This is a genomic window from Streptomyces sp. NPDC050759 (assembly GCF_044456945.1).
In the GTDB taxonomy this organism is placed as follows: domain Bacteria; phylum Actinomycetota; class Actinomycetes; order Streptomycetales; family Streptomycetaceae; genus Streptomyces.
On sequence record NZ_JBITGI010000004.1, the window covers coordinates 40,407 to 54,575 of the forward strand.

Annotated in this window: 12 protein-coding genes; 6 read left to right on the forward strand and 6 right to left on the reverse strand. The window is 69.5% G+C overall.

Translation table 11 applies throughout. The features are described from left to right. Positions 1 to 259 precede the first annotated feature (259 nt). The 3 genes from ACIBJB_RS13690 to ACIBJB_RS13700 all read right to left on the reverse strand — a co-directional run bounded on the left by ACIBJB_RS13690 (position 260) and on the right by ACIBJB_RS13700 (position 4,076). Complete coding sequence (locus tag ACIBJB_RS13690) at positions 260 to 1,231, reverse strand: aldo/keto reductase (protein ID WP_398929938.1); 972 nt, start codon at positions 1,229 to 1,231, stop codon at positions 260 to 262. 61 nt (positions 1,232 to 1,292) lie between these two features. Then, entirely contained in the window at positions 1,293 to 2,309 is a 1,017-nt protein-coding gene (locus ACIBJB_RS13695) for a LacI family DNA-binding transcriptional regulator (RefSeq protein ID WP_398929940.1), read from the reverse strand. A gap of 114 nt (positions 2,310 to 2,423) precedes the next feature. Then, positions 2,424 to 4,076, reverse strand: coding sequence for an NAD-dependent malic enzyme (locus tag ACIBJB_RS13700; RefSeq protein ID WP_398929942.1), 1,653 nt, complete (start codon positions 4,074 to 4,076; stop codon positions 2,424 to 2,426). A 240-nt stretch (positions 4,077 to 4,316) separates the two neighbouring features. On the opposite strand from ACIBJB_RS13700, the gene ACIBJB_RS13705 reads away from it, so the two are divergent. Further along, a complete protein-coding gene (locus ACIBJB_RS13705) occupies positions 4,317 to 5,429 on the forward strand; it encodes a lipid II:glycine glycyltransferase FemX (protein WP_398929944.1) in 1,113 nt (370 codons plus the stop codon). Between the two features lie 138 nt (positions 5,430 to 5,567). On the opposite strand, the gene murF is transcribed toward ACIBJB_RS13705, so the two are convergent. Beyond that, entirely contained in the window at positions 5,568 to 6,911 is a 1,344-nt protein-coding gene (murF, locus tag ACIBJB_RS13710; protein ID WP_398929946.1) for a UDP-N-acetylmuramoyl-tripeptide--D-alanyl-D-alanine ligase, read from the reverse strand. 109 nt (positions 6,912 to 7,020) lie between these two features. Here murF and vanH point away from each other — a divergent pair, with 109 nt between their 5' ends. Genes vanH through vanX form a run of 3 tightly spaced genes read left to right on the forward strand, consistent with a single transcriptional unit; the run spans position 7,021 to position 9,663 of the window. Next, positions 7,021 to 8,001, forward strand: coding sequence for a D-lactate dehydrogenase VanH (gene vanH / locus ACIBJB_RS13715; RefSeq protein ID WP_398929948.1), 981 nt, complete (start codon positions 7,021 to 7,023; stop codon positions 7,999 to 8,001). Then, on the forward strand, positions 7,994 to 9,034 hold the full coding sequence (gene vanA-Sc / locus ACIBJB_RS13720) for a D-alanine--(R)-lactate ligase VanA-Sc (protein WP_398929950.1): 1,041 nt from the start codon (positions 7,994 to 7,996) through the stop codon (positions 9,032 to 9,034). Before vanH ends, vanA-Sc begins: the two co-directional genes overlap by 8 nt. Further along, positions 9,031 to 9,663 carry a D-Ala-D-Ala dipeptidase VanX gene (vanX, locus tag ACIBJB_RS13725; protein WP_398929952.1) on the forward strand — a complete coding sequence of 211 codons (633 nt, stop codon included), beginning with the start codon at positions 9,031 to 9,033 and terminating at the stop codon, positions 9,661 to 9,663. Before vanA-Sc ends, vanX begins: the two co-directional genes overlap by 4 nt. Here the strand turns inward: vanX and ACIBJB_RS13730 are convergent. Then, positions 9,642 to 11,294, reverse strand: a complete 1,653-nt coding sequence (locus ACIBJB_RS13730; RefSeq protein WP_398929954.1) for an amidohydrolase — start codon at positions 11,292 to 11,294, stop codon at positions 9,642 to 9,644. The two genes, vanX and ACIBJB_RS13730, sit on opposite strands and share 22 nt — an antisense overlap. Before the next feature lie 21 nt (positions 11,295 to 11,315). Then, positions 11,316 to 12,821 (reverse strand): APC family permease, encoded by a 1,506-nt coding sequence (locus ACIBJB_RS13735; RefSeq protein WP_398929956.1) that lies wholly within the window; start codon positions 12,819 to 12,821, stop codon positions 11,316 to 11,318. A 143-nt stretch (positions 12,822 to 12,964) separates the two neighbouring features. Here ACIBJB_RS13735 and ACIBJB_RS13740 point away from each other — a divergent pair, with 143 nt between their 5' ends. Next, on the forward strand, positions 12,965 to 13,687 hold the full coding sequence (locus tag ACIBJB_RS13740) for a TetR family transcriptional regulator (RefSeq protein ID WP_398929958.1): 723 nt from the start codon (positions 12,965 to 12,967) through the stop codon (positions 13,685 to 13,687). A 17-nt stretch (positions 13,688 to 13,704) separates the two neighbouring features. After that, the gene (locus ACIBJB_RS13745) at positions 13,705 to 13,971 is read left to right on the forward strand and encodes a hypothetical protein (RefSeq protein WP_398929960.1); all 267 of its coding nucleotides are present in this window, start codon (positions 13,705 to 13,707) and stop codon (positions 13,969 to 13,971) included. The last annotated feature ends 198 nt before the right edge of the window (positions 13,972 to 14,169 follow it).

The window sequence follows — 14,169 nt, forward strand, 5'->3', positions numbered from 1 at the left end:
GCACGTCTCTCCGTCGGGTTGACTGATGACGATGTTAACGTTAACAAGCAGTCGGGGCCCCTGTCCCGCCCCCGTTCGTTCCCCACCGGCCCCTACTCCACCGGCCCGAGGAACCCGCTGCTCACCCACCGCCACCGCGGCGCGGCGGAGCCGATCCACCACGTCGCTCACGTCGACCTCGTCGACACGCCGGCCGGGGAGACCTGGGCCGTCGCTCTGGGGGCAGGCAGCTGATCCCACGAGGCGGGCTCCCCCGGGATCAGCCGTAGAAGTTCTTCAACCAGCGGTGCTTGGTCAGCACGGCGAGTTCCCGTTCGGTCAGCGGTGGCGCGTCGGCGATCGCGGCGTTGCGTTCCACGTTCCGCAGGGAACGCATTCCGACGATGACCGTGGAGACCGCCTGTCCTGCGAGAGCGAACCGCAGGGCGGCGGACGGGAGTTCCTCGGCGGCGCTGCCCAGGTCGGCGAGGATTGCGTCAACGTGCTGTTCGACCTGGGCGGGCCGGTCGTCCCTGAAGTACCAGTTGCGCCAGTCGCCTTCGGGGAAGGTGACGCCGGTGCGGACCGCTCCGGTGAGGGCGCCTTCGTCGAGGGCGACACGGACGATCACGCCGACGCCGTACTCCTCGCAGGCCGGCAACAGGGCGTCGGACGGGGCCTGTTCGAAGACGTTGTAGATGACCTGGACGGCGTCGAGAACTCCCGTACGCAGCACCGAGAGCACGTTCTCGGGCTGGTGGTCCTTGACGGAGATCCCGAAGAACCTGATCTTGCCCTCCCGCTTGAGGGCGTCCACCGTCTCCAGCCAGTCGCCGCGGCCGGTCCACTCGTCCTCCCAGGTGTGCAGCTGCAGGAGGTCGACGTGATCGCGGCCGAGTTCGCGCAGGCTGGTCTCCAGGCTCTCCCGGAGGTGCGCGCCCGGGAACGCCTCCATGGGGTCGAGTCCGCTCGGCGACAAGGAGACGGGCACCTTCGGCCCGACCTTCGTCGCCACGTGGACGCCCTCCCCGCCGCCGGGGAGCTCCTTGAGCGCACGGCCGACGACGCGCTCGCTGCGGTCGTAGGCCCGGGCGGTGTCGATGAAGGTGACCCCCAGATCGAGGGCGCGGCGCAGGGCACGGACGCCGGAGTCGTCGTCGGCGCCGACCCAGGCGCCCTGGCCCAGTCCCCAGGCGCCGTAGCCGATCTCGGACACGGTCAGGCCGGTGCGGCCCAGTTCCCGATAACGCATGTGCTGTTCGTACTCCTCTGGTGAGGCCCTCCGGTGAGGGCCGACGAATCGGTGGCGGGCTTCAGGAACCGGTGCGAGGCGCGGCGGTGCTTCGCCGTACGACGAGTTCCGGCGTGATCTTCTGCCGTTCCGCCCGTTCCCCGCCCAGCATCCGCACCAGCTGCTCGATGGCGGTCCTGCCGAGGTGGGCGAAGTCCTGGCGGACCGTGGTCAGAGCGGGGACCAGGTATCCGGCGCCCTTCATGTCGTCGAAGCCGACAAGGGAGACGTCCTGCGGTACCTTCACGCCCCGCTCGGCGAAGGCGGCCAGCGCTCCCATCGCCATCTGGTCGTTCCCGGCGAAGACCGCGGTGGGCAGGCCGGTGTCGGCGTCGCAGAGTTCGTGGGCCAGGCGGAATCCGCTCTCCGCACTGAAGTCGCCTTCCAGCAGGGCCCCTTCGGCTTCCGCCGCGGCGAGTTCGGCCTGCCAGCCGTCGACGCGTGCCCGGGCGTCGAAGGTGCGCAGCGCACCCGTCAGGTGGGCGATGTCCCGGTGCCCGAGGCCGAGGAGGTGGCGAACGGCGAGACGGGCGCCCAGTTCCTGGTCGACCTCGACGAAGCCCAGACCGGGGTCGGATGCGCTGCCGGACATCACCACCGTCACCGGCACCCCGAAGGACAGGCCGGACAACGCCTCCGCCACGACGGGCCGGTCCGCCACGACCGCGATCGCCTCCACCGACTGGTCGGTGAGCCGTCGCAGTGTCTCCAGGAGGTCGGCGGAGGTGCTCTCACCCTGTCTGCTGGCCAGGCTCACCCAGTAACCGGCCTGCTTGGCGGCCGTCTCGACGCCCAGGAGGATACGCGGCAGTTCGAACAGTTCCGACCCGACGATCACCACGCCGATCGTCGAGGAACGCCGGCTCTTGAGGGCCCTGGCGACGCTGTTGCGGCGGTAGCCCAGCTTCTGGATCGCGGCCTCGACCCGGGTGCGGGTCTCGGGACGGACCGAAGGATGGCCGTTGATGACACGGGAGACGGTGATGTGCGAGACGCCGGCCTCCTGAGCCACGTCCATCATGCCTGGCGGCCGGTCCATGTCACTCGTCCTCTGCCTTCAACCCCAGCAGGCCTCGCGCCCACCGCAGATCCTGTCACAGGGCCTCAGAGCCACCAGGTCCGCGGCCGCGCGGCCCGATTCGGCAGCTGCATGTCAGGACGCGTACCGCGGTGTCCACTGTGTCGTCGCGATCGCTTCGCTCAGCTCGGCCTCCGTGGCCTCAGGTGCCACGCCGTCCTCGACCGCGGCCAGCGCGACGGCCAGGGCGATCTCGCGGGCGGCGCCGCGCATGCTCGCCAGGGGAGGCAGCAGCGGGGTCGCCCCGTCGGCGCCCGCCCGTACCGCGCACTCCCCCACCGCGCGCGCCGCCGCCACCATCATGCGGTCGGTCACGCGTGTGGCCCGGCAGGCGGTGACCGCCAGGCCGACGGCGGGGAAGACGTAGACGTTGTTGGCCTGCGCCACAGGCACCTCGCGCCCGTCCAGGTTCAGCGGCGGGAACGGCGAGCCGGCCGCGATCAGGGCCCTGCCGTCGGTCCAGCGGGCCAGGTCGGCGGGCTCGGCCTCGGCGTTCGAGGTCGGGTTGGACAGCGGCAGGATCACCGGCCGGTCACAGCCGTCGGCCATCGTCCGCACGATCTGTTCGGTGAACGCGCCGTGCGCCGTGGAGAGGCCGATCAGCACCGTCGGCTTCACCTCGCCGACGACCCCCGCCAGGTCGCGCGCATCCCACTGCCGTACCTCCGCGTCGTCGCGCGCGTAGACGCGCTGCTCGGGGGTGAGGTCGGTGCGGGAGTCCACCAGCAGGCCGTCGATGTCGACGAACCAGAAGCGGTCGGCCGCCTGCTGTGCGGAGAGGCCTTCCTCCACCAGTGCGGTACGGATCATGTCGGCGACCCCGATCGCGGCCGAACCGGCGCCCAGGACCACGATGCGGTGGTCGGTCAGGGACGTTCCGGCGATCTTCGTGGCGGTGGACAGCGCGCCCAGCGCCACGGCGGCGGTGCCCTGGATGTCGTCGTTGAAGGTCAGCAGCCGGTTCTGGTAGCGGGTAAGGATCGGACGGGCGTGCGCGGTGGCGAAGTCCTCCCACTGCAGCAGGGTGCCGGGCAGTTCGGCCTCCACGGCGGACACGAACGCCTCGATCATCTCGTCGTAGGCGTCCCCGGTGACGCGGTGCCGCCTGCGGCCCAGGTAGTGCTCGCCGGCCAGCAGCTGCTCGTTGTCGGTGCCGGCGTCGAGGAGGACCGGCAGGGTGCGCGCGGGGTGGATGCCGCCGATGGCGGTGTACAGGCTGAGCTTGCCGATCGGGATGCCCATGCCGCCGACGCCCTGGTCGCCCAGGCCCAGGATGCGCTGGCCGTCGGTGACGACGATGACGTCGACCTCGCCGCCGGGCCGGTTGCGCAGGATCTCCCGGAAGCGGTGGCGGTCCTCGTAGGTCAGGAACAGACCGCGCGGCCTGCGGTAGATCTCACTGAAACGCCGGCACGCCTCACCGACCGTCGGCGTGTAGACGACCGGCAGCATCTCCTCCAGATGCCGGGTGAGCAGGCTGTAGAACAGCACCTCGTTGGTGTCCTGCAACTGGCGCAGGTAGATGTGCCGGTTCAGCGGCTTGTCGTAGCCCAGGAACGCCTCGTACGCCCGGTCCGCCTGCTCCTGAAGCGTCTCCGTCGCCGGCGGCAACAGCCCGTCCAGACCGAGATCGGCGCGCTCCTCGGGACTGAAGGCGGTCCCCTTGTTCCGGAGGGGATCGGCGAGCAGGGCCGCTCCGTGGGCACGGGCCGGGCTGTGCGTTGTCATGACGTTCCTCGGATCGACGGGCTTCAGGGGCGGGGGATGTCGGGAGGCTGGCGCGCGTCAGGTCCAGCATCGTGCAGGATCCCGCCTTCCCCGTCGCCGGACATCGAAATCACCGGAGGGTCGGCCGAGTCGGTACATATCGTCGGCGTATCGAAAACCGCATACATGCCGGCAACACCCTGCTCCCTTCACTGGAGACATGTCCTCGAGCAAAGCAGGCACAGGAACCGAGAACGCCCGGTGAGGCTGACTGTCGAGCCGATCAGCGCGGCCGAACATCTGGCGTTCGTGCGGACACAGCGGTCGGTCAGCTTCCTGCAGACCCCGGCATGGGGCCGGGTGAAGACCGAGTGGCGCTGCGAGTCCCTCGGCTGGTTCTACGGCGGGCGGCTGGTCGGTGCCGGGCTCGTCCTGCACCGACCGGTGCCGCGACTGGAGCGCTTCACGCTGGCCTATCTGCCCGAGGGACCGGTCATCGACTGGACCGGCGAGATCGACGCGTGGCTCGACCCACTGGCGTCCTACCTCAAGGCCCACGGCGCGTTCGGCATCCGGATCGGCCCGCCGGTGCGCACGAACACCTGGAGCGCCGACCAGGTCAAGGAGGGTATCGCCGACCCCGGCATCAGGCGGCTCACCGAGATGTCCGCCCAGTGGGCCGACCCGGTCGGTGCCCGCGTGAGCAACTGGCTGACGGACGCCGGCTGGCTTCCGCAGAGCCCCGAGGACGGTTTCGGGGTCGGGCATCCGCAGTTCAAGTACGAGATCCCGCTGGCCGGCAGGACCGAGGACGACGTGCTCAGGGGCATGAACCAGCTCTGGCGCCGCAACATCAAGAAGGCGGCCAAGGAAGGAGTCGAGGTCACGGTCGCTGCGGACGTGAAGGCGTTCCACGATCTCTACGTCCACACCGCCGAGCGGGACCGCTTCACACCCCGCCCGCTGCGCTACTTCGAAACCATGTTCGCGGCGCTGAGCGCGGAGGATCCCGAGCGGATCAGGCTCTACCTCGCCCGTCACCGAGGCGACCTGGTCGCCGCGACCATCCTCGTCCGCGTCGGCGGGCACGCGTGGTACTCCTACGGCGCCTCCTCCACCGAGAAGCGCGAGGTGCGCGGCTCCAACGCCTGCCAGTGGGCGATGATCCGCGACTCGCTGGCGGCCGGCTGCGACGTCTATGACCTGCGCGGCATCACCCCCACCCTGGACGCCGACTCCCCGCACGTCGGGCTGATCCAGTTCAAGGTCGGCACCGGCGGCCGGGCGGTGAGGTATGTCGGTGAGTGGGACCTGCCACTGCGGCCGATGGTCTACCGGGCCTTCGACCTCTACATGAAGCGGCGCGGGCGATGAGCCTGGGCCCGGTACCGGTTATTGGGGGCACCGGCTACGAGTTCGGCTCGCTGTCAGCGTACGTCTGACTGCGAGTGACCTCAGCGAGCACGGGGCCTCGGGGCAGGCCAGGCCTCGGGCCCCGCTCGCCGCGCCGGACTACGCGAGCGCGGCCGCGACCTCGTCGAGGCGCGCTCCGCGGGAGGCCTTGACGAGGACCACATCGCCGGCGGTGAGGTGACCGCGCAGCCAGTCGACCGCCGCGTCGTTGTCGGCCAGCACCACCGCCCGCTCTCCCGCGCCGTCGGCGATCGACCGGGCGGCCTCGCCGACCGCGGCCACCACGTCGGCCCGGGAGGCGGCGTACTCGCCGACGGCGCGGTGCTGGGCCGCACTCTCGTCGCCGAGTTCGAGCATCTCGCCGAGGACGGCGATGCGGCGCCCGCCTTCGATCGCCGCCAGCGCGTCCAGAGCGGCGCGGGTCGAGTCGGGGTTGGCGTTGTAGGAGTCGTTGAGCAGCGTTGTGCCACCGGCGAGCTCGCGCAGTTCCATGCGCCATGGTGACAGCGAGGCAGTCGCCAGCGCCGCAGTGGCCACGTCGAGGGGTACGCCGGCCGCCAGTCCCGCGGCCGCGGCAGCCGACGCGTTGAGCGCCTGGTGGGTGCCCACGAGTGACAGCGCGACGGGTGCCGAGGCGCCGGCGGCCCGCAGCGTGAAGGACGGCCGGCCGAGCCGGTCCAGCGTCAGGTCGGTCACGCGCAGGTCGGCGTGCTCGGCACGGCCGAAGGTCAGTACCGGGCCGTCCGTGAGCGAGCGCATCGCCGTCACCCGGGGGTCGTCTGCGTTGAGGACGGCGGTGCCGCCCGGTGCCAGCCCCTGGATCAGCTCGCCCTTGGTCCGGGCGATGGCCGCGCGCGACCCGAACTCGCCGAGGTGGGCCTGGCCGACGTTGAGAACGACGGCGATGTCGGGCGCGACCAGGTCCGTGAGCGCGGCGATGTCTCCGATGTGGCGGGCTCCCATCTCGAGGACGAGGAACCTGGTGGCCGCGTCGGCGCGCAGCATGGTGAGCGGCACACCGAGCTCGTTGTTGAGCGAGCCGATCGTGGCGGTCGTCGGCGCGACGCTCGACAGTACGGCCGCCAGCAGGTCCTTGGTACCGGTCTTGCCCTGGGAGCCGGTCAGCCCGACAACGGTCAGCCCGTCGCGCAACCGGGCCACGACGTGGGCGGCGAGTGCCTGCAGCGCGGCCCGGACGTCGTCGACGACGACGGTGGGCAGCGGCGTGGGCCGGGAGCCGAGCACGGCCACCGCGCCTGTCCGGCCGGCTTGGCCGACGTAGTCGTGGCCGTCGACCTGCTCGCCGGCGAAGGCGACGAAGAGGCCGCCCGGCTCGGCCCGTCTGCCGTCGAGCACGGCGGGCGCGGTCACCGTCACGGAGCCGTCGCCCTCGACTCTGCCCCCGACGACCGCGGATATCTCGCTGACGCTGAGCGGGATCACGAGGCTGGTTCGTTATAGGTCATGCCTCGAGTCAAGGTGGCGTGGTGTTGTCGCAGCGTATGTAGTTTTCGATACATTCCGGCAACACTCCACTGCCTTGACTGGCTGCATGACCTTCAGCGAACCGGCAACGGGGATCACCATCTATGGATGCGGCCAGGACGAGGCCCTCTTGTTCCGTGAGATGGCGCCCCGCTTCGGCGTCAAGCCGACGATCACGGAGGCCCCGGTATCCGAAGCCAATACGTCACTGGCCCTCGGAAACCGGTGCATCAGCGTAGGCCATAAAGCCCGGATCACCCATCCCACTCTTCTTGCGCTCGGGCAGGCCGGGGTGAAATACATCTCCACGAGGAGTATCGGCTGCAACCACATCGACGTGGACTACGCGGCCAGCGTCGGTATTTCAGTCGAAAACGTCACCTATTCACCCGACAGCGTCGCCGACTACACGCTGATGCTGATGCTGATGGCGGTGCGGCATGCGAAATCCACCGCCCGCCGCACGGACGAGCACGATTACCGGTTGAACGATGTGCGCGGAAAGGAAATGCGCGACCTCACCGTCGGAGTGGTCGGAACGGGACGCATCGGCAGCGCTGTCGTCGACAGGCTGCGGGGATTCGGCTGTCGCATACTGGCGCATGACAATCGCCCGAGGACTGCTGCCGACCATGTCCCGCTCGATGAGTTGCTGCAGCTGAGCGACATCGTAACGCTCCACGCACCGCTCACCCCGGACACATACCATCTCCTCGATCATCAGCGTATCGAGCGGTTGAAGCACGGGGCGTTCGTCATCAATACCGGACGCGGTGCACTGCTCGACACCGAGGCCCTTGTTCTCGCATTGGAAAGCGGCCGATTGGGCGGTGCGGCGCTGGATGTCCTCGAAGGGGAGGAGGGCATATTCTACGCCGACTGCAGAAACAAACCCATCGGGAGCAAGGTGCTGTTGCGGCTGCAAAAACTCCCGAATGTGCTCATCACTCCGCACACCGCCTACTACACGGAACACGCCCTGAGGGACACGGTCGAGAACTCGATCACCAACTGTCTGAAATTCGAAAGCAGGAGTCGGCATGGCTAAGGTGAAGGTCGGAGTCATATTCGGGGGTTGCTCCGAAGAGCACAGTGTCTCCGTCAAGTCGGCACAGGAGGTAGCACGGAACCTCGATTCCGAGAAGTACGAACCGTTCTATGTGGGGATCACGAAGGGCGGCGCCTGGCAGCTCTGTGACGGCCCTGAACCGCAGTGGGAGAACGGCAGTTGCCGTCCCGTCGCCCTGTCACCGGACAGAAGCGTGCACGGACTGCTCATTCTGGAGCAGGGGCGATATGAAACGATCCGTTTGGACGTCGTGCTTCCCGTTCTGCACGGCAGGCTCGGCGAGGACGGTGCGATACAGGGCCTGCTGGAAATCTCGGGCATCCCCTACGTCGGCTGCGACGTCCAGAGCTCTGCCCTGTGCATGGACAAATCCCTTGCCTACCTCGTCGCCGGAAGCGCGGGTATCGCCACGCCGAAGTTCTGGACCGTCGCAGCGGACGAAAGCATCGATCCCGACCGGCTCACCTACCCCGTTTTCGTGAAGCCGGCCCGTTCGGGGTCGTCCTTCGGCGTCAGCAAGGTGTCCCGAAAAGAGGAACTCCTGAGCGCGGTGAAAAGCGCAGGAGAGTACGACTCGAAGGTGCTGATCGAAGAGGCTGTCGTCGGCAGCGAGATCGGGTGTGCCGTCCTGGGGAACGGTCCGGATCTGGTCGTGGGCGAGGTGGATCGGATTGCCCTCTCGCACGGCTTCTTCAGAATTCATCAGGAGTCAGCGCCTGAAAGCGGCTCCGAAAACTCGACACCGATCGTTCCCGCCGACATTCCGGCGGAGTCGCGATCACTGGTGCAGGAGACCGCGAAAGCCGTGTACCGCGCCTTGGGCTGCAGGGGGCTCTCACGGGTGGACATGTTCCTCAAGGAGGATGGCGAGGTGATCCTCAACGAGGTCAACACCCTGCCGGGTATGACCTCGTACAGCCGTTATCCGAGGATGATGGCCGCCGCCGGGTTGCCGCTCGCCGAAGTGATCGACCGGGTCGTGTCGCTGGCGTTGACGGGGAAAAGCGAATGAAGGATGATTTCGCCTTCGTGGACGAACTCGTACCCGGAATACGCTGGGATGCCAAGTACGCCACCTGGGACAACTTCACCGGCAAACCGGTGGACGGATACCTGGCAAATCGCATAGTCGGCACGAGGACCATGTGTGCGGCCCTGGGAAAGACGCAGGAAAAGGCCGAGTCCCTCGGTTTCGGCCTGCTCCTGTGGGACGGTTACCGCCCGCAACGCGCCGTGGACTGCTTTCTGCGCTGGTCACAACAGCCGGAGGACGGCCGGACAAAACGACGGCACTATCCGAACATCGACAGAGCCGAGATGTTCGACAAGGGGTACGTGGCCGCCAAGTCGGGCCACAGCCGGGGAAGCACCGTTGACCTTACGCTGTATCACCTGGAAACCGGCGAACTCGTCCCCATGGGCGGTGGCCATGACCTGATGGATTCCCTCTCGCATCATGGAGCAAGAGGGATCACGCCGGCCGAAGCGGCAAACCGTCACCGGCTGCGCTCCCTCATGGAGGCCGGCGGTTTCAGCTCATACCCATACGAGTGGTGGCACTACACACTCAAGGACGAGCCTTATCCGGACACCTATTTCGATTTTCCCATCACAGCGGCTCAGGCATCCCGCGCCGCGTGAACCCGCTGCCCGTCGACAAAGGTCTCCAGGACCCGGGTGGCGGCGATCTCCTCGGGCGGCCCCGCGAACGGATCGCGGTCGAGGACGACGAGATCGGCCGACTTGCCCACGGTGATGCTGCCGGCGACGTCGTCGAGGTGGTTCACATAGGCGCTCCCCGCCGTGTACGCGGCGAGGGCGGTGCCCAGGTCGACGCGCTGCTCCGGAAGGAACTCCGGCGTGCCCTCGGGGGCGCCGGGGGCGATCCGGTTGACGGCGACATGGATGGCCTGGAAGGGGTCGGGGCTGCTGACCGGCCAGTCGCTGCCGGCGGCCAGGGTCGCGCCCGCGCGCAGCAGATCGCCGAACGGATACTGCCGTGTGCCCCGTTCCGCACCGAGGAAGGGCAGGGTCAGTTCGTCCATCTGCGGTTCGTGGGCGGCCCACAGCATCTGGAGGTTGGCGCTCGCGCCCAGGGCGCGGAACCGGGGGATGTCGTGCGGGTGCACGACCTGCAGATGTGCGAGGTGGTGCCGTGTGTCCCGCCACCCGTTGGCCGCGCGGGCGGACTCCACGGCGTCGAGGGCCTCACGCACCGCGCGGTCGCCGAGCGCGTGGAAGTGGACCTGGAAGCCGGCCGCGTCGAGTTCGGTGACGTACTTCCTCAGCTCGCCCGGCTCGACGAAGCTGATGCCGCTGTTGTCCGAGGAGCAGCCGCAGCCGGTCAGATACGGGTCGAGCATCGCGGCGGTGTGGTTCTCCGCGATGCCGTCCTGCATGACCTTCACCGTCGTGGCACGGAACCGGCCACGGTTCAAGTCCTCGCGTCGGGCGACGAGTTCGGGGATCTGCTCGGCACCCCGCTCACGGTCCCACCACAGGGCACCGACCACGCGGGCGGTGAGCAGTCCCCGGTCGAGGGCCGCGTGATAGGAGGGCGCCGGGTCGGTCATGTTGGCGTACGCGCCGACGATGGCGTCCTGCCAGGCGGTGACGCCGTACGAGTGCAGCACGGCCTGGGCCCGCAGCAGGGCCGCGAGTTGTTCCTCCGGTGTGGGGTCCGGAGCCAGCCTTCCCACCAGGTGGACCGCGCCCTCCTGGAGCATGCCGGTGGGGTTGCCGTCGGCGTCGCGTTCGATCCGGCCGTCCACCGGGTCCGGGGTACGGGAGTCGATGCCCGCGCGCTCCAGTGCCCGGCTGTTGACCCAGGCGCCGTGGTGGTCGCGGTTGGGCAGGAAGACGGGTCGGTCCGGGACGATCGCGTCGAGGGCCGCAGCGGTTGGAGCGCCGCCGGGGAACGCCTCCAGGGACCAGCCGCCGCCGGTGATCCACTCGGCGTCCGGGTGCTGATCGGCGTACGCCTTGATCCTGCGCAGGTACTCGGCCGGGTCGACGGTGTCGGCGAGGTGGCACAGGCCGAGTTCGAGGCCCGCGCCCTGCGGGTGGACATGGGCGTCCTGGAAGCCCGGCAGGAGCAACTTCCCTGCCAGGTCGACGACTTCGGTGCGCGGGCCGATCAGCTCGCGCACCTCGTCGTGGCCGACGGCGGCGATCCGCCCGTCGCGCACGGCCACGGCGGTGGCGCGGCTGCGGGCGGGATCGACGGTGTGCACGGGACCGCCGGTGAGCACTAGGTCCGCGGTGTGTGACATGGGGGTGGGCTCCAGGGATGGTCAGACCGCCGTGCGGTCCATCGGCAGGGTCAGGGACTCGGCGTCGGTACCGCGCCCCGTGGTGAAGTACGGCGAGTGCCGCACGTACTTGGCGACGGCGGCCATGCCGAGGCCGGCGAGGACGATCGCGGCGGGCAGCGAGAACATGAACCAGCCGTTGTCCGGGCTGAGTTCGAAGTGATCGCTCATGGTCAGGTACGAGTATCCGAGGTAACCGCCGAGGCCGAGCAGGATCAGGCCGGACACGGCGGGCACGCCGATGGCGAGAAGCGCCTCCCGTGCTCCATCGTGCAGCGCGGAGCGGAAGCGAACGGCACAGGCCACCGCGGTGAGGCCGTAGTAGAGGGCGACGATCAGACCGATGGCGTTGACGGCGGCCAGCAGCATGTCGCTCAGCTTGGGGATCGCGACGGCGAGCACGGCGATCGCTCCGGCGATGGACATCACGACGACCGTGCCGGCGGCGGGGGTGCCGTAGCGCGGGTGGATCCGGGTCCACACCGGTCCCATCGTGCGGTCCCGGCTCATGGCGAACAGGCCGCGTGCCGTGGGGATCAGGGTGGCCTGCACGGAGGCGACGGCGGAGAACATCAGCGCGACCAGGGGCAGGGTGGCCCAGGGTTCGGCGGCCAGTTTCTCGCCGAGGTACGGCAGGGCCTGGGGGCCGTTCCTGACGAGTTCGGCCAGGCTCATCTCCCGCTGGAAGGCGACCGAGGCGAACAGGAACAGGCCGAGCATGGCGAAGAGGGCGATGAGGCCGCCGCGGGCCGCGTCGCCCGGGCTCTTCGTCTCCTCGTTGACGCTGAAGGCCGCGTCCCAGCCCCAGAAGAAGAAGACCGCGAGGACCATGCCCTGGGCGAAGGTGGTGCCGCTGGAGATCTCGAAGGGGTTGAACCAGGACAGCGAGAGGGGGTGGTCGCCGGTGACCAGGGCCCAGCCGCAGAAGGCCAGCAGCACGGCGTACTCGAAGATCAGCAGGGCGAACTGGAAGCGGGTGGCGGACCGCACCCCGGTGACGGCGAGCGCGGTGAGGCCGAGGAGGATCACCAGCCCGACGGCCGTGGTGACACCGGTGGACGTGGGGTCGAGGGTGATGCCGGCGAGGCTGTGCAGACCTGCCTTGTTGGCGAAGGCCAGGACGACCGAGCCCATGATCGCGCTGGTGTAGGCGCAGAAGATGACGGAGCCGACCAGGGTGACCCAGCCGGTCAGGAAGCCGGGCCAGGGGCCGAGGGACTTGCCGACCCAGACGTAGCCGTTGCCGCAGTTCGGTTCCGAGCGGTTCAGGCGGGCGTAGGCGGTGGCGATGCCGAGGACCGGCAGGAACGCCAGGAGCAGCAGTGCCGGGGCCTGGAGGCCCACGATGGTCGCGATCGTGCCCATGCCGATGGCGATGCTGGTGGTGGCCGCGGTGCTGGAGGCGGCGATGGCCACGCCGTCGACGACGCCGAGGGAACGGCGCAGATCCGGGCTCGGTGCGGAGGGCAGGGGCGGGGCGGACGACATGGAGGGCTCCTCGGGGACGGGAGACGGGGAAGAGCCGCGCGGTGAGGTGATGGAACAGCCGACGTCCACATTGGGTCAACCCTGTTGACGTAAGGCGGGCGGGGGTCGTTCACTGAGCGCGCCCGGACGAGAGGAACCTGCCCATGTCCAGCCGTGTCCCGCAGGAGCGCCGACGCCGGCGGCCCACCCGCTCCGGAGTCCTGCTGTCCGAGGACCTCATCGTGCAGACGGCACTGCGGCTGATCGGCGAGCACGGTCCCGAAGCGCTCAGCGTGCGCCGGCTCGGCGCGGCGCTGGGCTGCGACCCGACCGCCCTCTACCGCTACTTCCACGACACCGACGACCTGGTGCTCGCCATCGCGGACCGGATCATCGGTGACGCGATGGCGGGGTTCGTCCCCGGGAAGGACTGGGTGGCCTCGCTGCGCGAGATGGCCCTGCGGGTCCGTGCCGGATACCTCGCCCATCCGCGGGCGGCCGCCATGGCCGCGCACCGGGTGACCCGGCGCAGGAGCGAGATCCAGGCGGTGGACACGGGGATCGGCCTGCTGCTCTCCGCGGGCTTCGACCCGGCCGCCGCCGCGCGCCTGTACCTGGCCTTCATCGACACGGTGCTCAGCCACGCGGCCACCGACGCGGCGTTCCAGGCACTCCCCCGGCAGCAGCGCGAGGCCGACCAGCGGGCGTGGCGGGACGTCTACCAGGACCTGGACCCGGTGGCGTACCCGGCGCTCACCGCGGTACGGCGCGAGTTGCCGGGCATGGCGGACGGCTCGTTCGAGGAGGCGGTGGACCTGCTGCTGGAGGCGCTGGCGGCGCGGGCACCTGCGCGCCGCGCGTCCACAGGGGATTCGTCACCCGGATGAGTTTTTTCGTACGTTCCGTGGGGCGGGCGGTTGGCTGGAGGGGCTGGACGCCACAGACGCTGTCGACCTTCGGCCCCGGCCGGACCTACATCAACGGCGTGTCCGGAAAGTGCGCCACCGTCGACACCAACCCCGGCCCCTTCGGCTACGTCTACCGGGTCGACACCGGCGAGTTCACGCCCCTGCCCGCGGTCGGCGCCCTCCACTTCACGGCATTCGACGTCGACCGGCACGGGGCTGCCGTCGGCAACAGCGCGGCGGACGCGGCCGTGCGGGCGTACTGACATCGCGTCAGCGGGTTTCTCCCGGTCCGCCCGCGTACTCCGCGCACACCCGCTCGTCGGTTTTGAGAGCAGGTGCGCCTGCCAGACGCACTCCAGGGACCGGGGCACGCGCGCGGCGCCGCCGCAGCAGGCCCCCGTCGGCGGCAGGGCCCTGTCGCGCGCGGGACCCGGCAAATGCCGCTCACCGAGGAACAAGGG